The organism is Aeromonas sp. 601039, from assembly GCF_049174415.1.
Classification (GTDB): Bacteria; Pseudomonadota; Gammaproteobacteria; order Enterobacterales; family Aeromonadaceae; genus Aeromonas; species Aeromonas veronii_A.
Genome location: NZ_JAAKTL010000006.1, coordinates 24,097 through 45,095 on the forward strand (window position 1 = coordinate 24,097; position 20,999 = coordinate 45,095).

At 62.1% G+C, this 20,999-nt stretch carries 20 protein-coding genes; 7 read left to right on the forward strand and 13 right to left on the reverse strand.

Features of this window, described 5'->3' with window-relative positions:
- The first annotated feature begins 7 nt into the window (after nucleotides 1–7).
- Nucleotides 8–1,159, forward strand: a complete 1,152-nt coding sequence (locus G5195_RS07050; RefSeq protein WP_164537784.1) for an iron-containing alcohol dehydrogenase — start codon at nucleotides 8–10, stop codon at nucleotides 1,157–1,159.
- An 89-nt stretch (nucleotides 1,160–1,248) separates the two neighbouring features.
- Here G5195_RS07050 and G5195_RS07055 read toward each other — a convergent pair whose 3' ends face one another.
- From G5195_RS07055 to G5195_RS07065, 3 genes are all read right to left on the reverse strand, one after another.
- Complete coding sequence (locus tag G5195_RS07055) at nucleotides 1,249–1,707, reverse strand: methylglyoxal synthase (RefSeq protein ID WP_005354960.1); 459 nt, start codon at nucleotides 1,705–1,707, stop codon at nucleotides 1,249–1,251.
- A gap of 171 nt (nucleotides 1,708–1,878) precedes the next feature.
- Nucleotides 1,879–2,355 (reverse strand): bacterioferritin, encoded by a 477-nt coding sequence (gene bfr / locus G5195_RS07060; RefSeq protein WP_005354959.1) that lies wholly within the window; start codon nucleotides 2,353–2,355, stop codon nucleotides 1,879–1,881.
- 145 nt (nucleotides 2,356–2,500) lie between these two features.
- Nucleotides 2,501–2,707 carry a bacterioferritin-associated ferredoxin gene (locus G5195_RS07065; protein ID WP_005335965.1) on the reverse strand — a complete coding sequence of 69 codons (207 nt, stop codon included), beginning with the start codon at nucleotides 2,705–2,707 and terminating at the stop codon, nucleotides 2,501–2,503.
- Between the two features lie 136 nt (nucleotides 2,708–2,843).
- Here G5195_RS07065 and G5195_RS07070 point away from each other — a divergent pair, with 136 nt between their 5' ends.
- Together G5195_RS07070 and G5195_RS07075 are read left to right on the forward strand one after the other, a co-directional pair.
- Nucleotides 2,844–3,155 carry an HlyU family transcriptional regulator gene (locus tag G5195_RS07070; RefSeq protein ID WP_421223761.1) on the forward strand — a complete coding sequence of 104 codons (312 nt, stop codon included), beginning with the start codon at nucleotides 2,844–2,846 and terminating at the stop codon, nucleotides 3,153–3,155.
- Complete coding sequence (locus G5195_RS07075) at nucleotides 3,152–5,218, forward strand: tRNA(Met) cytidine acetyltransferase TmcA (protein WP_421223763.1); 2,067 nt, start codon at nucleotides 3,152–3,154, stop codon at nucleotides 5,216–5,218. Before G5195_RS07070 ends, G5195_RS07075 begins: the two co-directional genes overlap by 4 nt.
- Here the strand turns inward: G5195_RS07075 and G5195_RS07080 are convergent.
- Nucleotides 5,205–5,924 (reverse strand): SDR family NAD(P)-dependent oxidoreductase, encoded by a 720-nt coding sequence (locus G5195_RS07080; RefSeq protein ID WP_421223765.1) that lies wholly within the window; start codon nucleotides 5,922–5,924, stop codon nucleotides 5,205–5,207. The two genes, G5195_RS07075 and G5195_RS07080, sit on opposite strands and share 14 nt — an antisense overlap.
- A 201-nt stretch (nucleotides 5,925–6,125) precedes the next feature.
- Between G5195_RS07080 and G5195_RS07085 the strand changes: the two genes are divergently transcribed.
- The 3 genes from G5195_RS07085 to G5195_RS07095 all read left to right on the forward strand — a co-directional run bounded on the left by G5195_RS07085 (nucleotide 6,126) and on the right by G5195_RS07095 (nucleotide 8,429).
- Nucleotides 6,126–7,142, forward strand: coding sequence for a chemotaxis protein (locus tag G5195_RS07085; RefSeq protein ID WP_005335957.1), 1,017 nt, complete (start codon nucleotides 6,126–6,128; stop codon nucleotides 7,140–7,142).
- A gap of 175 nt (nucleotides 7,143–7,317) precedes the next feature.
- Nucleotides 7,318–7,797 carry a hypothetical protein gene (locus tag G5195_RS07090; RefSeq protein ID WP_421202985.1) on the forward strand — a complete coding sequence of 160 codons (480 nt, stop codon included), beginning with the start codon at nucleotides 7,318–7,320 and terminating at the stop codon, nucleotides 7,795–7,797.
- 17 nt (nucleotides 7,798–7,814) lie between these two features.
- On the forward strand, nucleotides 7,815–8,429 hold the full coding sequence (locus G5195_RS07095; protein ID WP_421235987.1) for a superoxide dismutase: 615 nt from the start codon (nucleotides 7,815–7,817) through the stop codon (nucleotides 8,427–8,429).
- 84 nt (nucleotides 8,430–8,513) lie between these two features.
- On the opposite strand, the gene G5195_RS07100 is transcribed toward G5195_RS07095, so the two are convergent.
- The 9 genes from G5195_RS07100 to G5195_RS07140 all read right to left on the reverse strand — a co-directional run bounded on the left by G5195_RS07100 (nucleotide 8,514) and on the right by G5195_RS07140 (nucleotide 19,817).
- A complete protein-coding gene (locus tag G5195_RS07100; RefSeq protein ID WP_421235988.1) occupies nucleotides 8,514–9,461 on the reverse strand; it encodes an ElyC/SanA/YdcF family protein in 948 nt (315 codons plus the stop codon).
- Nucleotides 9,462–9,647: 186 nt separating this feature from the next.
- Nucleotides 9,648–12,407: a collagenase gene (locus tag G5195_RS07105; protein WP_421235989.1), complete on the reverse strand. Its 2,760-nt coding sequence runs from the start codon at nucleotides 12,405–12,407 to the stop codon at nucleotides 9,648–9,650.
- A gap of 220 nt (nucleotides 12,408–12,627) precedes the next feature.
- Nucleotides 12,628–14,055, reverse strand: coding sequence for an o-succinylbenzoate--CoA ligase (gene menE, locus G5195_RS07110; protein WP_421235990.1), 1,428 nt, complete (start codon nucleotides 14,053–14,055; stop codon nucleotides 12,628–12,630).
- Entirely contained in the window at nucleotides 14,048–14,977 is a 930-nt protein-coding gene (gene menC / locus G5195_RS07115; protein WP_421235991.1) for an o-succinylbenzoate synthase, read from the reverse strand. Before menC ends, menE begins: the two co-directional genes overlap by 8 nt.
- Nucleotides 14,977–15,837, reverse strand: a complete 861-nt coding sequence (gene menB / locus G5195_RS07120; protein ID WP_042081860.1) for a 1,4-dihydroxy-2-naphthoyl-CoA synthase — start codon at nucleotides 15,835–15,837, stop codon at nucleotides 14,977–14,979. Before menB ends, menC begins: the two co-directional genes overlap by 1 nt.
- Nucleotides 15,830–15,955, reverse strand: a complete 126-nt coding sequence (locus tag G5195_RS07125; RefSeq protein ID WP_421235992.1) for a hypothetical protein — start codon at nucleotides 15,953–15,955, stop codon at nucleotides 15,830–15,832. Before G5195_RS07125 ends, menB begins: the two co-directional genes overlap by 8 nt.
- Nucleotides 15,948–16,745, reverse strand: a complete 798-nt coding sequence (gene menH, locus G5195_RS07130; protein ID WP_421235993.1) for a 2-succinyl-6-hydroxy-2,4-cyclohexadiene-1-carboxylate synthase — start codon at nucleotides 16,743–16,745, stop codon at nucleotides 15,948–15,950. Before menH ends, G5195_RS07125 begins: the two co-directional genes overlap by 8 nt.
- The gene (menD, locus tag G5195_RS07135; protein WP_421235994.1) at nucleotides 16,705–18,462 is read right to left on the reverse strand and encodes a 2-succinyl-5-enolpyruvyl-6-hydroxy-3-cyclohexene-1-carboxylic-acid synthase; all 1,758 of its coding nucleotides are present in this window, start codon (nucleotides 18,460–18,462) and stop codon (nucleotides 16,705–16,707) included. The genes menH and menD overlap by 41 nt, the downstream gene beginning before the upstream one ends.
- 32 nt (nucleotides 18,463–18,494) lie before the next feature.
- Nucleotides 18,495–19,817, reverse strand: a complete 1,323-nt coding sequence (locus tag G5195_RS07140; RefSeq protein ID WP_106844046.1) for an isochorismate synthase — start codon at nucleotides 19,815–19,817, stop codon at nucleotides 18,495–18,497.
- 208 nt (nucleotides 19,818–20,025) lie between these two features.
- On the opposite strand from G5195_RS07140, the gene G5195_RS07145 reads away from it, so the two are divergent.
- Nucleotides 20,026–20,931 carry a 1,4-dihydroxy-2-naphthoate polyprenyltransferase gene (locus G5195_RS07145; protein WP_005363134.1) on the forward strand — a complete coding sequence of 302 codons (906 nt, stop codon included), beginning with the start codon at nucleotides 20,026–20,028 and terminating at the stop codon, nucleotides 20,929–20,931.
- Nucleotides 20,932–20,999 lie beyond the last annotated feature (68 nt).

Below are 20,999 nucleotides of genomic sequence, written 5' to 3' on the forward strand. Positions count from 1 at the left end.
GTCCGCCGTGTACAACTTCCAATATGCCAATCCGACCCGTATCTGTTTCGGCGAGGGGCAGATCGCCAGCCTGCCCGAACTGATCCCGCCCGGCAGCCGGCTGCTGGTGCTCTATGGCGGCGGCAGCATCAAGCAAAACGGCGTCTATGAGCAGCTGACCCGGGCCCTGGAAGGGGTGACGTGGCAGGAGTTTTCCGGCATCGGCGCCAACCCCAGATTCGAGCTGTTGATGGAGGCGGTGGCGCAGGTGAAGCGCGAGCGCATCGACTTCTTGCTAGCCGTCGGCGGCGGCTCGGTAGTGGATGGCACCAAGTTTGTTGCGGCGGCCGCCTGCTACGAGGGGGATGATCCCTGGGATATCTGCGGCAAGCAGGCGAGTGTGCACAAGGCGCTGCCGATGGGCTGTGTGCTGACCCTGCCAGCCACCGGCTCCGAGAGCAATCCCACCTCGGTGGTGAGCCGGGGGGATGTGAAGGTCTCCTTCAGAAGCCCGCTGGTGCAGCCGCAATTTGCGGTGCTCGACCCGACCACCACCTACAGCCTGCCGCCGCGCCAGACCGGCAATGGCGTGGTGGACGCCTTCGTCCATATTGCCGAGCAGTACCTCACCTTTCCGGTGGGAGGCGAGGTACAGGATCGGCTGGCGGAAGGTTTGCTGCAGGTGCTGGTGGAGAACGGCCCCAAGGCGCTGGCGGAGCCGACCAACTATCAGGTACGGGCCAATCTGATGTGGGCCGCCAGTCTGGCGCTCAACGGGCTTATCGGTTGCGGGGTGCCGCAGGATTGGGCCTCTCACGCCATCGGCCATCAGCTGACGGCGCTCTATGGGCTGGATCACGGCCAGAGCTTGGCGGTGGTGCTCCCCTCACTGCTCCGTGAGCGGGCGAGCCAGAAGCAGGACAAACTGGCCCAGTTTGCCGAGCGGGTGTGGCATTCGACCCGCGAGGACAAGGCCCTGCGCATCGAGGAGGCGATCATCCGTACCGAGCAGTTCTTCCAGAAGATGGGACTGGGTACCCGGCTGGCCGACTATGGCCTCAGCGAAAGTTGCATTCCGGCGGTCTGCTCCAATCTCAAGCGGGTGGGGCGGACCGCGCTCGGTGAACAGCAGGATATCGACCCGGATCGGGTGGCGCGCATTCTCGCCCGCGCGCTATAAGCCGGCGCCGGTTTGTGTCCCTGGCTGATTCATTTTCCCAATTAAAGAGGGCCGCTTGTTGCGGCCCTCTTGCATGATGGGTTAGCCGATCACTCGGTGCGTGCCTTCAGATAACCGGCGTAATCCGGGATCTGCACGCTGAACGCTTGCCGCATATGGGGGCTGTCCATGATGAAGTCGGCGGTCGCCTCGTTGGTGGCGACCGGGATGTTCCAGACCGCCGCGAGGCGCAGCAGCGCCTTCACGTCCGGATCGTGGGGTACCGCATTGAGGGGATCCCAGAAGAAGATCAGCACGTCGATCTTCCCTTCGGCAATAAGGGCGCCGAGCTGCTGGTCGCCCCCCATGGGGCCGGAGAAGAGACAGGTGATGGGCAGTTGTGCCTGCTTGCCGAGCATGGTGCCGGTGGTGCCGGTCGCATAGAGGTGGTGGAGCTTGAGCTCCTCCTTGCGCCGCATCACCCAGTTCAGCAGAGGGGTCTTCATGTTGTCGTGAGCCACCAGTGCCACCCGTTTGTGGGGCGCCATCTCGCGTGCAATCTGTTCCATGGAAATCGTCCGTAGCATTGTTATTGGCAGAGAGCCGTATCCTAATCGAAAGCCATGACAGATGCTGCGTCGGGCGTATTAACTGTGATCCTGTCGAAAAGTTTTCGGGTCATGGCTGCTCAAATGAAGAGACCCGCGCTGGCGGGTCTCTTTGCTTGCTGGCCTGCTGGCTCAGGAGCCGTGGTGCAGTTGCGACTGCTGGTAGTTCTCCAGCCCGATGCGATCGATAAGGTCTAGCTGGGTCTCCAGCCAGTCCACGTGCTCCTCCTCATCCTCCAGGATCTCCTGGAACAGGTCGCGGCTGATGTAGTCCTGCACCGACTCGGCATAGGCGATGGCTACCTTGAGGTCGGGGATGGCATCCATCTCCAGCGAGAGGTCGCAGCGCAGCATCTCTTCCACCGTTTCACCGATACGCAGCTTGCCCAGATCCTGCAAATTGGGCAGCCCTTCGAGAAACAGCACGCGCTTGACCAGCTCGTCGGCGTGTTTCATCTCATCGATGGACTCGTGATACTCCTTGTGCCCGAGCGCCTTGAGGCCCCAGTCATCGTAGATGCGGGCATGCAGGAAGTATTGGTTGATGGCAATCAGCTCATTGGCCAGCACCTTGTTGAGGTGGGCAATGATCTTGGGATCTCCTTTCATCGACAGTGCTCCTTGGTTCGTGCCTGAGGCTCCGATCGTTAGAGCTTAGTCCAGAAAAGTGACAACAAGAGGTCTGGCGAGCCAGCTCGCCTGAGAAAAGGGGGTGACCCTGTTGGCGGGTCGCATCAGAAAAGAGGTGTCCGGATCAGGCCACTTCGTAGTAGAGCACGGGTTGCTCCTGCTCCATCTTGTCGAGCTCGGCGGCGATGATCTCCATGGTCATGCGCACGCATTTGCCACACTGGGCGCCCACCTCGAGCGACTGCTTGAGTTGGCGGAATTCGCTTTTACCTGACTGCACCGCTTTGCGTATCTGGGTATCTGTGATGCCGCGGCACAAACAGACGTACATGATGGTCACCTCTTGTGGAATGAGATGAAATCTAAATGAGAATGGTTCGTAGTGCAAATAACCATTGGTAATAAGATCCCCTGCTTGCCACTGTGCAACCCCTTGGGGACAATGCTGGCAACCAGAGGAGATCACCATGCTCAAGAAACTGTTCAGCGCCCTGTTCGGGGGCGAGCCGACCAAGTCGCCGGAAGTCACTCCCACCGAATATGCCGGCTATCTCATCTATCCGGAACCCATGGCGGAAGGGGGTCAGTATCGGTTGGCTGGCCGCATCACCAAAGAGCTGGACGGCGTGCTGCAAACCCACCGTTTCATCCGCTCCGATCTGTTTGTCAATCCGGCCGATGCCGAGCGTTTCATGGTGCAGAAGGCCCACACCTTTATCGATCAGATGGGAGATCGCATGTTCGAGCCCCGCAAACCGGCTGACAGCCAGGCTTCATGACTCTGCAAGAGGTCGCCTTGCTGCGCGAGGCGCTGGCCCGCGCCGGTGAGCGGCGCCTGATCTGGCTGGAGGGGGAGGAGGCCGACTGCATTGCCCGCGCCCAATCCCTGCTCGGTGAGACCGTCTTCTGGCTGGGTGCCGGGCCCGAGTGTTATGCCCCGCAACCCGCCGCCAAGGCGCTGCAGCGGCTCGGTCAGGAGTGCGACACGCTGGTGTTCAACGCCTTCAGCGGCTTTCACCCCGATGCGTTCGGGGCGCTGGCTGGCACTCTATGCGCTGGTGGCTTGCTGTTGCTGCTGACCCCGCCCAGAACACAGTGGCCTGCATGGCCGGATCCTGACCGGATCCGGCTGGTGGCCCAGCCGGAGGAGGCGGGCCGGGCCGGCCACGGCTTTATCGCCCGACTGGTTCGGTTGCTGGAAGGTGATCCAGCCCTCTCTCTGGAGCCGCCGGTTTGCGCGCAGCCATGGCAACCGATTGGGCCCGAACGCAGGCTGAGCAGCGATCAGGCACGGGCGCTGCCCGCCATCCACAAGGTGTTGCACGGCCATCGTCGTCGGCCACTGGTGCTGAGCGCCGACCGCGGTCGTGGCAAGAGTGCGCTGCTGGGGCTGGCTGCCGCCGAGTTGCTGCGCCAGCAACCCTCGCTGAACATAGTGGTGACGGCCCCCTCACAGGCAACGGTCGCGACCCTGTTTGCCCACGCCGCTCGCGGGCTAGATACTACGCCGGAACAGCTGACCGGACTGAGCTACTGCTCGCCGGATCGGCTGGTGCACGAGGCGATGAATCCCGATCTGCTGCTGGTGGATGAAGCGGCCGCCATTCCGACCCCGCTGCTCGAGGCCATGCTGGCCCGCCACAGCCGCATCGTGTTTGCCACCACCGAGCACGGTTACGAGGGGACGGGGCGCGGTTTTCACCTGCGCTTCAAGCGGGTGCTCGATAGCCAGACCCCGGAGTGGCAGGAGATCCACCTCTCTGAGCCCATTCGCTGGAGTGAGCGTGATCCGCTGGAGCCGCTGATTTTCCGCCTGCTCGGCCTCAATGCCGAAGTGGCAACGCCCTTGCCGCCGACCAGCCCGAGCTGGCGTCTGGTCAGTCAGGAGACGCTGGCGAACGACGAGGCGTTGCTCAACCAGCTGTTCGGCCTGCTGGTGCTGGCTCACTACCAGACTACGCCGAGCGATCTCAGATCCCTGCTGGAGAGCCCGGATCTCGACATCCATCTGCTGGAGCAGGATGCGAGCCTGCTGGGAGTGGCCTTGGTAGCGCGGGAAGGGGGAATAGACCCCGAGCTGGCCGAGGCGATCTGGGCCGGACGTCGCCGTCCGCGCGGCCATCTGCTGCCCCAGTCGCTGCTGGCTCATGCCGGTTTCAAAACGGCGGGGGGACGTAGCTACGCCCGGGTGATGCGTATCGCCATCCACCCCGAGCTGCACCGCCACGGACTGGGTTCGCTGCTGCTTGGCAGGCTTGAAGAACATTATCGTCAGGCGGGGATCGATTACCTCGGTTCTGCCTTTTCGGCTAGCGCCGACCTGCTCCCTTTCTGGCGCATGGCCGGGCTGGAGGTGCTGCGCATCGGCTTGCAGCGGGATGCTGCCAGCGGCTGCCACGCAGCCCTGCTGCTCAAAGCGCTGAAACCCGAGCATGAGCCCGAGCTGGATCAGTGGCAGCAGCGTTTCATTCGCCAGTTGCCTACCCTGCTGGCGGGCGAGCTGAAAGGATTGGAGCCCGAGCTAGTATGGCAATGTCTGCAAGGCAGCACCGTCACCGCGCCGGAGCTTGGCGAGTTCGAGCGCGACGAGATTGAGTGCTTTGCCCTGCATCACAAGCCGTTCGAACTGAGCCAGTCGAGCCTGCAGTTGTGGCTGGCGCGCAATCTGGATGTGTTGGTTTCACTGACGCCTGACGAACGTGCTCTGCTGATTGCCCCCATCTGGCAATACGCAGAGTGGGGGGCGCTGGCTGCGAGGTTGCAGCTGGCGGGCAAGCCCGCCGTGATCAAGAGTTTGCGGGCGCTGCTGGTGCGTCTCTTGAGTTCCTCTACCACTCGATAGGTTTGCCCTGCCAGTCGAGAAAGCTCAGTTCATCATCCGGTTGCAGCCGGTTCATCAGGTTAATCAGATGGTCGGCTACCAGCTCGGGACTCTGCACATTTCCCGCCGGTACGTTGGCGTGAAACGGGCGAGAGAGTTGGGTATCCACGGTGCCGGGATGGAAGGCCAGCAATTTGACCCCGGGGGCCCGCCGGGCCAGCTCGATGGCGGCACACTTGAGCAGCATGTTGAGGGCGGCCTTGGATGCGCGATAGCCATACCAGCCGCCCGCTCGGTTGTCGCCAATGCTGCCGACCCGAGCGCTGAGAACGGCCAGAGTGCAAGGCTCGCGGCCAAACAGCGGTAACAACTGGCTGATCCAGCGCAGCGGCAGCAAGGCATTGGTCTGGTAGACGCGGGTCATGGCATCGAGATTGATTGTTTCGAGTCGCTTCTCTGGCTGGATTTCCCCCTGATGCAGGATGCCATTGCAGATCACCACCCTGTGCGGTTTCGGTGCCAACTCCGCGATGCGGGCTACCGCAGTTGCCATCTGCTCATCGCTGTAATCACAACATAGCCAGTGCAGGGCTGGCGAAGAGGCTTCTGCTGGTGCGGGCTGACGGCTGATGGCAATCACTGGCCCGACACCCGCCGCCAACCAGTGTGTCACCAGAGCCGCCCCGATACCGCCAGAAGCGCCAATCACGACTATGCCTTCACTCATCTCAGGCTCCTTGTGAGTAAATGATGGATTTCACCATCCGCCAATGTTGTCCTGAGTGGCAGATACGATCGTGCCAGCCTGCGGGATCAAGCGGTTAACGATGCAATCTTGCCGAGATCCGAGCCGTTGGGTGAATTCCATTCCTATACTGAGGGAAAACCGCAGCGGTCTGCTGCCCGCGCAACCAGAATGAGAGTCACCATGATGTCCAAAGATGGGGAAGAGCGTAAATCTATCCTGACCGAAAGTGGCACCAACGAGCTTGAGATCATCGAGTTTCACCTCAAGAAGCAGCTACCGGACGGTCGTGAAAAAACCGCTTATTACGGGATAAACGTCGCCAAGGTGCGCGAGGTGATCCGGGTGCCGGAGACCACCGATTACCCCAATGCCCAGCGTCATATGGTGGGGGTATTCTCCCTGCGGGATCGCCTCATCCCGCTGGTGGATCTGGCGGGCTGGCTCGGCATCAAGACCAACCCTGACCCCAGCCACAAGGTGGTGATCGTCACCGACTTCAACAAGATGGCTAACGGCTTCCTGATCGACAGCGTCAGCAGGATCCACCGGGTCTCCTGGGAGGATGTGGAGTCCCCCAGCCAGTTTCTGGAAGCGGGGGAGAACGACTGCGTGGTGGCCGTGGTCAGGCGTGATGGCAACCTCATCATGATCCTCGATTTCGAGAAGATTATCGCCGATATCAACCCCGAGCTCAGCATGGAGAAGTACGACGTCACTCAGGACCGCAAGGTGCTTATCGACGATCGCATGATGGCGCTGCGTCAGGGCAAGACCATTCTGGTGGTGGACGACTCGGCCTTTATCCGCAAGATGATCGAGACCACCCTGCGCACCGCCGGTTACAACGTGATCACGGCCAAGGACGGCGGCGAGGGGCTGGAGATGATGACGGATTTCGATCGTCTGGCCCAGGAGGAGAGAATGCCGGTGACCGGCTTCGTCAATGCGGTGATCACCGATGTGGAGATGCCGCGCATGGATGGCATGCACCTGCTCAAGCGTCTGCGGGATACCCCCTCCTACAAGGAGATGCCCATCGTGATGTTCTCCTCCCTGATGAGCGATGACAACCGTCAGAAAGCGCTGCAACTGGGGGCCAACGATACCATCACCAAGCCCGAGATAGGTCGCATGGTGGGGATGATGGACCATATGCTGCTGGGGATTGCCCCGCCCTCGCCAGCCAACAACATCTGACTTGCCATTAACTTCCAATTGGCCGGTCGAATCCACTGACCGGTTGCCTCAAGCGGCCACTCCTTGCCAAGGGGTGGCCGCGCTGTTTTGGCTGTTTGCTGCGATCCCGACGCCCCTTGTCTCCCGGATATGATTCATGTAATGATAATTATTATCATTTATTGGTGTGAAGCATATGACAGCAACCTGGGTGAAGGGGTGGGTCGAGTCGACCGAAGGTGGCAGCAGCATGAGTCACTGGAAACAGCAGACCCGAGAGGGCAACCGGCTGTTTGATTGCGGCGAGTATCATCATGCGCTGGCTCATTATCAGCAGGCGCTCTGGCTGGCTCGTCAGCAATTGGTGCAGTGGCACGATGCCGATGAGGCGGTGGCGGCGCTGGTTGTGGCTCACCACAATCTGGCGGATCTGCTGGTGGCCATGACTCTGCCCGATCGCGCCGCCGACCTGCTCTGCTATGTGCACGACTGCCTGCTGGCGACCTGTCACTCCCCCGCTTGCTCCTCTCGCCTGCGTGAAGCCGCGTTGCGCCATACCCGCACAACCCGTGCCGAGTTGCTGACGTTCGTACAGCGCCACGGCAGCCACGCCGGGATCATGCGTTCGCTCGGGCACTGCCTGTGTCAGAGCGAGCGCTCATCCCGGCTCCATTAATCCGAACAGAGGTCATCATGATCCATACCCTACCAGCTCTGAACTATGCCTACGACGCACTGGAACCCCATATCGATGCCCTGACCATGGAGATCCACCACAGCCGTCATCACCAGACCTATATCAACAACCTCAACGCCGCGCTGGAAGAGGCGCCAGATCTGGCCGCACTGCCGGTAGAGGAGCTGCTGCGCCGCTTCGATACCCTGCCGGCCACCTTGCAGGGGGCGGTCCGCAACCATGGCGGCGGTCATGCCAACCACTCCCTGTTCTGGTTGGTGATGAGCCCGCAGGGGGGCGGTGAGCCGGGTGGTGAACTGGCTCTGGCCATCGAGCGGGAATTGGGGGGATTTGATGCCTTCAAGCAGGCTTTCACTCAGGCTGCCCTGAGCCGCTTTGGCAGCGGCTGGGCCTGGCTGGTGGTGGACAAGGCGGGCAGATTGCAGGTGGAGAGCAGTGCCAATCAGGATAGCCCCCTGATGCATGGCCATACCCCGATCCTGGGGTTGGATGTGTGGGAGCACGCCTACTATCTCAAGTACCAGAACAAGCGTCCTGACTATATCGCAGCCTTCTATCAGGTGGTGGATTGGGCCGAAGTGGCCCGCCGCTATCAGGCGGCGCGAGGCTGATCTGGCCGCTGGGAATGGGTGTGCAGGCTCACCGCCACAACCCGCGCTGCAATAACAAGACCCGCCAGTTGGCGGGTCATCTGTTTATGGTGCGGCTGTGCTGGCGCTGGCGGCTGAAGGGGCCATCGGCATTGTGGGCAAGGCCGCGCTGGGTATCTCGGCGGCGGTTTCTGCCGCGGGTTTAGCGGGAGTGACCGGCTCAGTCGTTGCCGCAGCGGATAAAGCCAGCGTGGCTTGTTCAGTCACGGCCGAGGCAGATGGGGTAGCCGACTCGGTAGTAACCGCGGCAGAGACTGCCGCTGGCTTTGCCTCATCCACCGCCGGTTTGGGTTGTTTTAGGCAGGGTTGCAGGCTGCCGATGGTGCTCAGTGACTGGCAAGGCACAGGCAGACCGATGGGGACCGGTGCCCCGAGGAACTTGGGCCCCTTGTCCAGTACATAGAGGTCGAGCAGCCCCATCAGGCGGGCAAAGACTTCCCGCACCCGGGTGCGGATCCCCTGATAGGCGCTGGGATCCTCGGCATTGAAGCCGACCGCATCGATACCGAAATGGCGGGCGATGAAAATGGCCCGCTCGTTATGAAAGCCCTGGGATACCACGGTAAAGCGATCCTGACCGAACACCTCTTTGGCGCGAACCACTGAGTCGAGGGTGCGAAATCCGGCGAAATCCATATAGATGGCGGAGGCGGGGATACCCGCCTTGATCAGGGCGCGGCGCATCTGGCGTGGCTCGTTGTACTGCACTGTGGCGTTGTCACCGGAGACGATGATGAAGTCCACCTTGGCATTGTTATAGAGCTCGGCCGCCGCCTTGATGCGGTATTTGAAGTAGTGGTTGGGGCCGCCACCGGAGAGATATTTGGAGGTGCCCAGCACCACCGCAACCCGGTTGTAGGGCACCTTGTCCACCTGATCGTAGGTGTAGTGACGGGCATCCGAGACGATCCACTCGCTGTAGCCCAGCAGCATGGCAATCAGGGCCAGCAGCAAAACGAGGCAGGCGAGGAGGATCTTGGCAAACTTCTTCATGCGCGGTGCGGTCAGGGTCTGAAGTTGGGAGTGGCTATCGGCATTCTATTACAACTCGGCCGCTGGCGTCAGGCTTGATAACGGGCGGGCACCTCATTCGGGCAGAGGTTGTCGCAGCAGAGGCGGGAGTCCGGAGGGATAAAGCGAGGGGCTGCAATGGCAGCCCCTCTGGTAGGTGAAGGTTTATCAGTGTGCGGAGTCGTTACCCTTGCAGGCGTCTGACTCCTTGTTGGCTTGCCACCAGGGCAGCAGATCCCGGGCGAGCCACGCCTGATAGGCATCGCTGTCGTTGGCGATCAGCCGGTCTAGCTCCCCTTCGAAGTCGCTCATCGCCTGCTGTCGATCCGGATTGCGCAGCGCCTGTGCCAGCGCCAGCCAGCTGGCGCCGCGACCGGTATCGTTGAGGAAGCGGTGCACGGTATAGGACCAGGAGTAGACCATCTCGCCACCCTGCTCGTAGTCAAGGTGGAGGATAGCCGCCAGTGTCGGGCGCTGGTTGGCGGGGCGGTTTGCCACGTTATCCAGACCTCGGGCAAAGCACTGACCGTGGGCGATGTACTCTGCAATCCCCTCGGCCCACCAGGTAGTGCGGTTGAGTGGATAGTGGCCGAAGCTGCCGTACTGGTTGAAGCGGCCGTCGAGATAGTGAACGTACTCGTGGCGCAGGTTCCACACCTGGAAGGCGGGGCGTTTCCACTCTGCCTCATAGGCGAAGAAGCGGGCCTGATTGCCGAGGCGAGCCGGATCCCCCTCGATATAGATGCCGCCATTGTCGGTGGAGACACCAAACAGCGCGCTGCCGTAGCGGCCCCAGTCGGCGGAGGAGTTGAAGATCACCAGCTCCAGCGCTTCGTTGTGATCATCGGCCACCGGTTGCCAGCCAGTCTCCATCTGCTGGTGGAAGCGCTGCTCTTCATCACCCAGCTCACGGCAGATCCCTTCGGCCTGAGCCTGAGTCAGATCCTGGGCGCGCAGACGCAGGGTGGGTGAGCAGGTGTGCTCGAATGGCAGAATATCTTCCATGCGGATCGGGGTACAAAGCCCGGCGAACTCGCCGCTGACACAGGCTTCACTGGTGCGATCCGTGTAGGTGAGGTAGTAGCTGGAGAGGGTCAGGGAGACCTCTTCCAGCATGGCAGCGGGATGCTGGCCGCCCGGGATCAGCCCCTGCTGGCGCATGATGGCGATGACATCGCGATCCAGCTGCTGGCGATAGACGATTGCCTTATCCGGGCTGGTGTGATGGAGGTAGCGCATCATCTGGTAGAGACGGCTATGGGCATCGAGGATGTTGTTGAAGATAAACAGATCCCGTGAGCCATCGCGCTGTTTCCAGAGCGCTAGCTCGCTCAGGCCCAGTTGCTGCAGGCTCTGGCGCAATGCCGCCTCCTGTTGCAGCACAGTTGCGCTGAAGTCTGCCTGCTGACCGTAAGAGGCGCTCTGATCGACCAGATTGAGCAGCTCGAACAGGCCATCGGCCCAGGGTTTGTGGCCATTGATCTGCGCCGCATGTTGCACCGCATAGCCGAGCGCCTGGTTGAGCTGGGCCAGCATGGGGGCGGCACTCTGGCGGAAGGCGGCTTGGCCAAGCTGTCCCTGCGCCGCTACGCTCCAGGCTTCCAGCACTGTGCCAGCCTGATCCTGCGGTTCAGCTCCCAGCAGCAGGGGGTGGTTGAGCAGATCAATCATCACCCCGGCCAGTGCCCGGGCGACCTGATCACTCTCCTTGCCAACGCCGCCGTGGTAATTGTGGGCACGCACATAGTAGAGCAGCTTGTCCATTGCCGGATGGGTCGGCTGGTTGGCCGCCAGCAGGGCACGCATGCCGCGCACCACCGCCATCAGCTTGGCGTCATCGTGGCCGTAATCTGCCTGCCAGGCAGGGCTGTTCTGGCCGCTCACGTCGGCCACCAGTTTGGCGGCATCGCTGTCGAGCAGATCCACATCGGGTTGCTCTGGCTCTGAGCAGAGACGACCGTTGGCGCGGCGGCACTCCAGCTGCTCCTCCTTGCTGGCCAGCACGATGGGGCGATTGAGCACCCGACTCTCCTGCCACTCTTTGCTCTCTGGCAGGGGCTGCCACTCGCCGCCGGCGACCGGGTATTGGTAGCCGCTATCTTGCAACGTTACCTGAACCTCGCTGCCAGCGGGGATCACCTGACGACAGATGCGATAGCGAATGGTGTTGCTCCCCTCCTTGCGCTCCTGCGGCTCATCACACTCCTGCTGAGGCGTGAGCTGATCCAGCTGCCACTGATAGCGGCGCCAGACATGGATCTCGCTGACCTGAGCGGCAGCCTGACTGCCTGCCACCGGCTGCAGGCGGAAGAAGATCTGCTCCAACCGGCCATCCCGCTCACTCGGGGTCTCTTCAAGTACCTGCAACTGCTGCCAATCCTGTGGCTGATAGTGCCACTCCGACTCTGCGCAGCGGCCTTGTGCGTTGAGTTCGCAGCGATCCAGCTCCCTTTCGCTCTGACCCAGGATGATGGCTTGTGGCAGCGGCAGACGATCCTGCCGTTGGGCGGTCGGCGTGCCCGCCAGCTGCTCCCAGCGACCCTGCTTGAGGCCATAACCAAAGTCATAACTGCTGGCGGGAATGAGCTTGCCCGCCGGAATCCGAGCTTCACAGCGCACGAAGCGGATCTGCCAGCCCGCATCTACCTTGAGTTGCGGCTCGCCACATTGCTGCTCGGCGAGGGCCGCGAGATCGCTGCTCTGCCAGTCGAAGCGACGGTAGACCCTGAGCTGCTGATAGGGGGCGTTGCTGCTACGCGCCTTGAGCTCGTAGGTGATCTCGGTGATGCGAGCGGCCAGTTGCCGGCTCGATTCGCCAGTCAGCTGATACTGTCGCCAGTCATTGGGTGAGTAGTTGGCTTGCGCCGAGGATGTAGCCAAAAGCAGGGGGCCTGCCAGCAGCAGCCACCCGGTACCTGAACGGTTCATTTTTATCCCTTTGTTCTTGTTTGTGTATTGTCTTGCGAGTAATCGCAAGGCAATTTAAACAGTTCCAAAGGGATATCAATTGCCAATTAAAAATCAGATAAATCAATAAGATGGTATTTTTTTTGAGTCTGATCGAATTATCGTGGGTTGGCGCCGCAGTAAGGACTCACATGTTTCTTTTTTTGTTTTCAAAGAAGATCGGTAAATTGTGAGTCCGATCTCATTCAGCTTGTCGTGCCCGAGTGGTTTGTTGTCGGGCTACCTTGCCCAGCAGTTGGCGAGAGGGCTTGAGATTGCCGCCAAGATCGGGCCAGGGGAGCCAGTGGTCGGGCACCATAAAGCCGGGCAGGGTGGCACGGATCCAGGCAGCTATTTCTGAGTCGGGAACCGGCTCGCCGTGCCAGTCGATAAAGGCGGCGGGGCGTTGCCCCCACTCGTCGCTCGGTACCGGCACCACCAGCGCCTGGGCGACAGCGGGATGATCTACCAGTCGCTGCTCTATGGTTTCGGGCTGGATGTTTTCGCCACCCGAGATGAAGAGGTTATCGAGCCGTCCCTCTACCAGCAGCTCCCCTGCCGCAGTGAACCTCCCCTTGTCGCGAGTATGAAACCAGCCTTCGTCATCGAGGGGCAGATCCAGCTCGCCAGCCCGGTAGTAACCGGCAAACAGGGTGGCGCCGCGCACGCAGATCTCCTGCTCACTGATGCACACTTCCCGTCCCGGTAGCGGTTTGCCAACTATGCCTGCATCGCCGGGGATAGCGGTGCAGACCTGGCTGCCCATCTCGGAGAGGCCATAGCTCACCTTGGGTTCGAGCCCCATGGCGCAGAGGCGACTTACCAGCGGTTGCGGGATGGCGGCGCCACCGAGCAGCAACTCGCGCAGGCGGGTGCGGGCAGGGTCAAAGCCCTCTGCCAGCAGGCGCCAGAGTTGGGTCGGCACTAGGGACAAGTGAGTGATGGGCTGGCACTCCAGCCGCTCCTTGAGGGGACGCTCACGCTGATCCAGCACCAGAGTTGCGCCCGCCAGAAAGACCCGAAACAGGATGGCGTAGCCGCCCACATGGAACAGTGGCAGGGAGAGCAGCCAGCCGGACTTCTCATCGAGGGGAATGAGGGTGGCAGAGCCGCGCGCCGAGGCAAGGTGGTTGCAGAGCCGGTGCACCACCGCTTTCGGCGTACCGCTGGAGCCGGAGGTGAGGATCATGTTGTTGAGCTGGGTCGATTCTAGCGGCCATGTTTCCTCGCTTGCCGGCAGTTCGTGCGTGAAGTCGATGCGCAAGGGTTGCCAGTTGCCTGCCGGGATCTCCCCTGCCGACCAGAAGGCATCGGCATCGAGTTGTACCGCCAGCTCACGCTGCTTTTCGAGAGGAAAGGCGGGATTGAGCGGGCAGAACACCACGCCGCTGCGCACGCAGGCCCACGCCAGCAGCACATCTTCCAGCGCACCGCGCACCACCGCAGCCAGATGTTCGCCACGGCGCACTCCGGCTTGTTTCAGCTGTTGGCACAGGCTGTTGAGGCGGGCATCGAGCTGGCGGTAACTGAGGGGCGAGGCGGCGTGGATGGCAATGCGGTTCGGGGCTGTGATTGCCCGGTGGCGTACCGGGCAAGGTGTCTGTTCGGGTGAACGTGTGTGTTCAATCACGGTAATACAGTTGCTCCAGTCGGCTCAGATCCGGTTTGCCATCTTCCCCCAGCAGGTTGCCCGCCATCCAGCGGCGGGTATCCAGACCCGGCGCCTGTTCGGGAGCCCATTCGCTCGCCAGATGAAAGAGCTGGTTCAGGCCCAGATCCGATTCGAAGCAGGAGGAGATGATCACCTTGAGCCGCAGTTCGCGGGCGCGGGCGATCAGCGCTTCGCAGTTGGCGAGTGAACCGAGCAGGGTAGGCTTGAGCACCAGCGCGCGCAGTTGCGGGATCGGCTCCCACGGCTTGCCTTGTGCCAGCAGTTCGTCCAGCGCTACCGGCATGCCGGTGCGGTTGGCGACAAAGGCGATGTCGGCAAAGTCGGCGCAGGGGTCTTCCAGATACTCGATGCGATTCGGGTCGAGATGGCCGCAGAAGGTCCACGCCTCCTCACGGGTCCAGCCCTGATTGGCATCCAGCACCAGCTTGAGGGAGGGGATGCGGTCGCACAGCAGGCGGATCAGCGCCAGCTCGTCACGCATCGGGTAGCGTGCCACTTTCAGCTTGGCCTTGCCGGGCGTGCGGTGCAGCCACTCTTTCCAGTTGCGCAGCAGCTCCTGGGGGGAACCTTGAATGAGGGGATAGGGCTCCGGCAGCGGGTTGCGCTGCTCGGGCCATGTCCGGCGTGCGCAGTCGAGGCCAAATTGCACCGACGGCAGCACGGGGTTTGGGGTTTCACCGGCGGCCAGGGCTGCCAGCGTGGCAAGGGCTTCTGCCTCTGCCTGTTGCAGGCTCTCTTTCGAGAAGCCGGGCAGGGGGGCAATTTCCCCCCAGCCGTCGTTGATGCGCACCAACAGCCCCTCTCGCGCCACCTCCACCTTGCCGTGAAAGGTCAGTGGCTGGGTAAAAGGCAGTTGATAGCGATACAGGGCGAGTGTCATCAGGGGTTCCGCTTGTATTTGGAGAAGTCGGGGCGACGCTTTTCGTTGAAGGCGTTGCGGCCTTCCTGACCCTCTTCGGTCATGTAGAAGAGCATGGTGGCATTGCCCGCCAGCTCCTGCAAGCCCGCCTGACCATCACAGTCAGCGTTGAGGGCGGCTTTCAGGCAGCGCAGCGCCATCGGGCTGTTTTGCAGCATTTCGCGGCACCAGCGCACGGTTTCTCGCTCCAGATCCGCCAACGGCACGACAGTGTTGACCAGCCCCATGTCGAGGGCTTGCTGGGCATCGTACATGCGGCAGAGGAACCAGATTTCGCGGGCCTTCTTCTGGCCGACGATGCGAGCCATGTAGGAAGCACCCCAACCGCCGTCGAAGGAGCCCACTTTCGGACCGGTCTGGCCAAACTGGGCGTTGTCGGCGGCGATGGTCAGGTCACACATCATGTGCAGCACGTGGCCGCCACCGACCGCGTAACCGGCCACCATGGCAACCACAGGTTTCGGACAGGTGCGGATGTCGCGCTGGAAGTCGAGCACGTTGAGGTGGTGAGTCCCCTCGTCATCGCGGTATCCACCGTAGTCGCCACGGATCTTCTGGTCGCCGCCGGCGCAGAAGGCTTTCTCGCCAAAACCGGTCAGGATGATGGTGCCGATCTGATCGTCATAACGGGCATCGGCCAGCGCCTGCAGCATCTCTTTGACGGTGCGGGGGCGGAAGGCGTTGCGCACCTGGGGACGGTTGATGGTGATCTTGGCAATGCCATCGTTGGACTTGTGATAGAGGATGTCCTCGTAACCGGCGGAGCAATCCTGCCACTCAACCGGAGCGTACAGTTCCGCTTCCGTCATTGCTTCAATCATGTTTTTTTCCTTCTGTTCTGGGAGAGTGCAGTTGAGCACCGAGTTGACCACTGAGTTGAGCAATCCCGGCATGTTGAACAGGTGCATACAGTTCAGCTTCCGTCATTGCTTCAATCATGACTCGTCTCTTCTTGTTGGTTGACCCACTCCGCGAGGAGTCGGGCAAAGTTATCAGGCTGATGGGCGTGCAGATTATGGCCGCCATCCAGCACCAAGTGGTTGATTCTGCGATTTTGGTTCGCCAGCTGGCAAGCCAGCTGATGGAATTTGTGATCCCGCTTGCCACTCACATAAGTAACCGGCAGCTGGCTCGCCATGAGCCAGGGGGCGAGATCCGGCTGCTTGCCGAGCGAAGTGGCGCGTAGCATGGTGGCGATGCCCTGACCGTCGTTGCCAAGGCGGCGGGCGATCTGGCTGGCTCGGGCCGCATCGTCAAGATCGGCAAACACCCCTTGCCGGTACCAGTCAGCCAGCACGTCAGCCAGGGGCTCACGCTCAAAGCGCTGCGCCCACTGTTCATCGTGCTGGATGCGGGCGGCCCGCTCATTGTCTGGTAGCCCCGGGTGGCAGTTCTCCAGCAGCAGCCCCCGCAGCTCGGCGGGCTCGCGGCTGGCGTGATAGAGGGCCAGTCGCCCACCCAGCGAATAACCCGCCAGCAGATAGCGTTCAATGTTGCGGCTGGCCAGCTCGGTGACCAGCCACTGGTGGTTCTGCTCAAAGTCCCTGACGTTGAGATCGCTATGCTGGCCGTGACCCGGCAGATCGAGGGCGATGCAGCGGATGGCGGGCAGCCGGTCGGTCACCGGTTGCCAGTCGCCGCCATCCCCCAGCAGGCCGTGCAGCAACACCAGCGGCACATTGGCATCTTTATTTGCCACGGATGGCGGCCCCCAGCGCCTTGAGATCATCGGCCACCTGCTCGCTCGGTACCCGGATCTCGATCAAGGTAACGCCATGTTGGAGGGCTGCGCGGTAATCCTGTTCGAACTCGAGCAGGGTGGTCGGTGCCCGATAGGCGAGACCAAACATGGCGGCGGCATGTTCAAAACTGAGGCCGTGGGGCAGCCGGTAGTAGCTCTCCAGCAGCTCCCCTTCGGTGGGCACCGGCAACATACGAAAGATGCTGCCGCCATCGTTGTTGAGCAGGATCACCACCAGCGGTCGACTCGCCTTGCTGAGCAGGGCGAGACTATTGAGATCGTGCAGGGCGCTGAGATCCCCAAGCAGCAGGGTGGTGGGCTCATCACTGTCCTGCTCGATTGATTGGGCAAACCCGTAGGCGGTGGCGATCAGACCATCGATGCCGGAGGCGCCGCGGTTGGTCATCACCCGGCTCGGCCCCTTGCCCGTTTCGCCGAGCATATCCATCAGTCGTGCCGGCATGCTGTTGCCGACAAACAGTTGGCCTTCGATCAGGCGGTTGAGGCGATGGCAGACCCCAAGCTCGGAGAAGTGCTCGCAGGCAGCGGCGATCTGCTGGCTGGCGTTGTGTTGCAGTTCGGCCAATGTGTGCCAAGGGGCTTGTGTGGTGACCGGATGGGTCGCAGCAAAGGCGCTGGCACTGCAGAGCAGCCGGTTGCGCAGCCGGTAGTCGGGATCGAGCCGCGCCGGTTGCGGATCCACCAGCCAGTAATCCTGCCATGAATGGTGTTTGATGAACTGGCCGAGCCGCTTGGAGACAAGCCGCGCGCCAAATTGCAGCAGCACCTCGGCGTGGCCGAGCTCGGCGACGAATTCAGGGTCGTTGAGCGCCATATCCATGTGGATGAGGTTGCGGCTGTCGAAGCGGATCTGGCTCTGCAGATCTGCCAGTAGCGGCCAGCCGAGTTGCTCCGCCAGTGTGGCGGCGGTCTGTGCCTGCTTCGGGTCGGTAATGCGACCAGCCACAACGATGCCGCGCTGTTGCCGAAAGGTTTCCCACTCCGCCTGAGGAGAGCAGGTCGGTTCGCTCTGTTGCCACGGACTCCAGGGTGTCTGCGAGTTGAGCCAGTCACCGAGGGGGGCCAGATAGTCGGAGAAATCCTGATAGTGCTCGCCCGGGTAGAGGGGCTCGGGGTACATGCAGTTGAAGTGCACCACCCCGGGGGTGAGCGCCTGTTTGGCCAGCGCCTGATCCACCGAGCTCAGCACAAACGCCGCCGGAATGGTCGGGGTGGGGCTCGGCAGGTTCTGCTGATAGACGGGGTAGCGGCCGAAGATCCCCTGCTGGTCGATCGCCTGATTGGCGCCGTTGTCGATAAGCTCGTGAGGGCGATCGGCGGAGAGAATAATCAGTGGCACGCCGGTGAGCTGGGCCTCAGCCACTGCGGGCCAGAGGTTGGCCACCGCAGTGCCGGAGGTCATGATCACCGCCACCGGCCGGTTGCTCCCCTTGGCCAGCCCCAGCGCCATAAAGCCGAGACCGCGCTCGTCAAAGTGCAGGTGACGACGAAAGCCCTGATGGGCGGCGGCGGCCATGGTCAGCGGCGCGGAGCGGGAGCCGGGGGCCAGCGCGATGTCGCGCACCCCGAGGCGAAAGAGCTCCTCCAGCAAGAGGGAGGACCAGACGTGGTTGAAGGTGGCGTGCTGGCTCGAAAACGGGGGGCAGGCAAACTCTTCGCTGGCAGGCTCTTTACGGGTGGGCATAGGGGCTCTCGTAGCGTGAAAAGGGTGAATGACTATCCCAGCAGGGAGAGCACATTGGCGATCTTGTTGTCGAGTTCGGCCCACTCGGCGACAGGCTCGGAACCGGCGACAATGCCGGCACCGGCAAACAGGGTGACGCTGCCCGGCTGAATGCGGGCGCTGCGAATGGCGACCGAGAACTCGGACGTCTCCCGGCTCAGCATGCCGCAGGCTCCGGCGTACCAGCCCCGATCATAGGGTTCGAACTCGCGGATAAAGGCGAGCGCTGCCTCGCGCGGAGCGCCGCCCACCGCCGGCGTCGGGTGGAGGGCGTCGAGCAGTTGCCAGTCGCAGACCCCGGGCTTGAGCTCGGCTTCGATATCGCACTTGAGGTGTTGCAGCAGCCGCAGTTTCAGAATGCGCGGCTCGGTCAGGGTGGCATCGTGGGTCAGTGGCGCCAGACGGCTGAGGATGTCGGCGTGAACCAGACGGTTCTCCAGCCGGTTCTTGCTGTCGGCCAGCAGCTCGGCGGCCAGTTGGGCATCCACCTCTTCATCGCCGGAGCGGCGGATGGTGCCCGCCAGTGCCTCGGTAAAGAGGTGGCGATCTTCCCGGCGGTAGAGCCGCTCGGGGGAGCAGGCGATAAAGGCCTGCTCGGGGGAGAATTGAAAACCGAAGTGGAAGCAGTCCTGGGCGTGGCGGGCCCACTGGTCGAGCATGGCCCAGGGATTGATATCCGCATCATGGTTCGGACTGGTCAGCACGCTCTCCCGCGACAGCACCACCTTGGGGGTGTGCGCCTGAAAATCGGGGGCGGTGACGCGCTCTACCAAGGTCTGCCACTGGGCGGGGCCAGGGCAATCCTGTCGCTGCCAGGGCTGCTTTTGCAGGGCGGGTAGCGGGGCTTCCGGGCGCAGGGCATCGAGGGCGGCGTCGGCCGCCTGCAGTTCGGCCTCGAGATTGTTTTCATCCAGCCAGAGGTTAAGGCAGAGACTGACGCACTCGCCACGGCGCACCAGCTCGATGCGGGGCAGCACGAAACGGCAGGGGCCAAACCCTTGCCAGCCGGACTGGGCCGGATCAAACGCCAGTCCGCCATAGTAGCGGGGGCTGTCGTCATGATGCTGGTTGGCTGTGTTCGTGCACACCTGCTTGATGGCGTGCGGCTCGGTCAATTCATGGATGGCGCCCAGCGCGACATACTCGGGACGAGCCTCTCCACGGGCCTGCCAGTAGATGCGGGGATAGAGGGTTTGCGCCGCGAGCCAGCCCAGAAAGGAGCGGATTTCGATCGCCACTCGCAACCGTACGAAGCCGCTGACGTTGCTGTGACGCAGGGCGTCCAGTTGTTGCTTGATATGGGTCTGAGCCAACATGGATTCTTTTCTGAGCCGGGTAGTAACGAGCGATCCGGTAGCTGGATGCCGTAGGTTTATGCCAAAGGGCGATGATTTCCTATATATTATCTGCCCATTCGTCCATGTAAATCGCCCGCGGGAGCTTCACTCTCCGGGGCCAAGTATACCCAAATCCGGTTCGATAACCCTTAACACGATCAATATCCGATTGTTTGGCCATCACAAAATGACAAATACCTTCTCTGTTTGGTTGCTGGCGGCGCGTTTGCGAACATTGCCGCTCGCCTGCTCTTCCATCCTGCTGGGCTCGGGGCTGGCTGCCAGTCGTGGTGCCTTCGATGGCACCATCATGGCGCTCTCCCTGTTGACCGCCATCTTGCTGCAGATCCTCTCCAATCTGGCCAACGATTACGGCGATGCGGTCTCCGGCGCCGACAACGGCGAGCGGATCGGCCCGCAGCGGGCGGTGGTCTCCGGTCTTATCACCAAAAAGCAGATGTGCGTGGCGATGGGGCTGACTGCGCTGGCGGCGGTGGCCAGTGGCCTGCTGCTGCTGGGCTGTGCCTTCGGCGGCCAGTGGCTGCAGATTTTGGCATTTGTGGTGCTGGGGGGGGCAGCCATTGTCGCGGCGGTGACCTACACCGTCGGCAAGACCCCTTACGGCTATCGCGGGTTTGGCGATATCTCGGTGTTCCTCTTCTTCGGTCTGCTGGGGGTGCTCGGCTCCTACTACCTCTTCACCAAGACGCTGGAGTGGGATCTGCTGCTGCCCGCCACCGCCTGTGGCCTGCTGGCCACCGCCGTGCTCAATATCAACAATGTGCGCGACATCGAGACCGACGCCGCCAGCGGCAAGATCACCCTGGCGGTGCGCCTTGGCCGCAACCGCGCCATTGCCTATCACTGGGTACTGCTGGGGGCGGCGCTGCTGGCAACCATCGCCTTTATCCTGATCCAGCCCGCCAGCTTCTGGCCGTGGATCTTCCTGCCCGCCATGAAGCCCCTCAGCGATGCGGCCAAGACTCTTCGCGAAAGCTACGATGGCGAGGTGCTGACCGGTTCCCTCAAGAAGACCGCCATCAGCGCCTTTCTGTTCAGTCTGCTGCTCTCCATCGGGTTGGCGCTCTCCTGACAGCTGGTCGCAGCTCGCCAAGGCGAATAATGAAAAGGGCTCCCGAGATGGGAGCCCTTTTTGGTTTT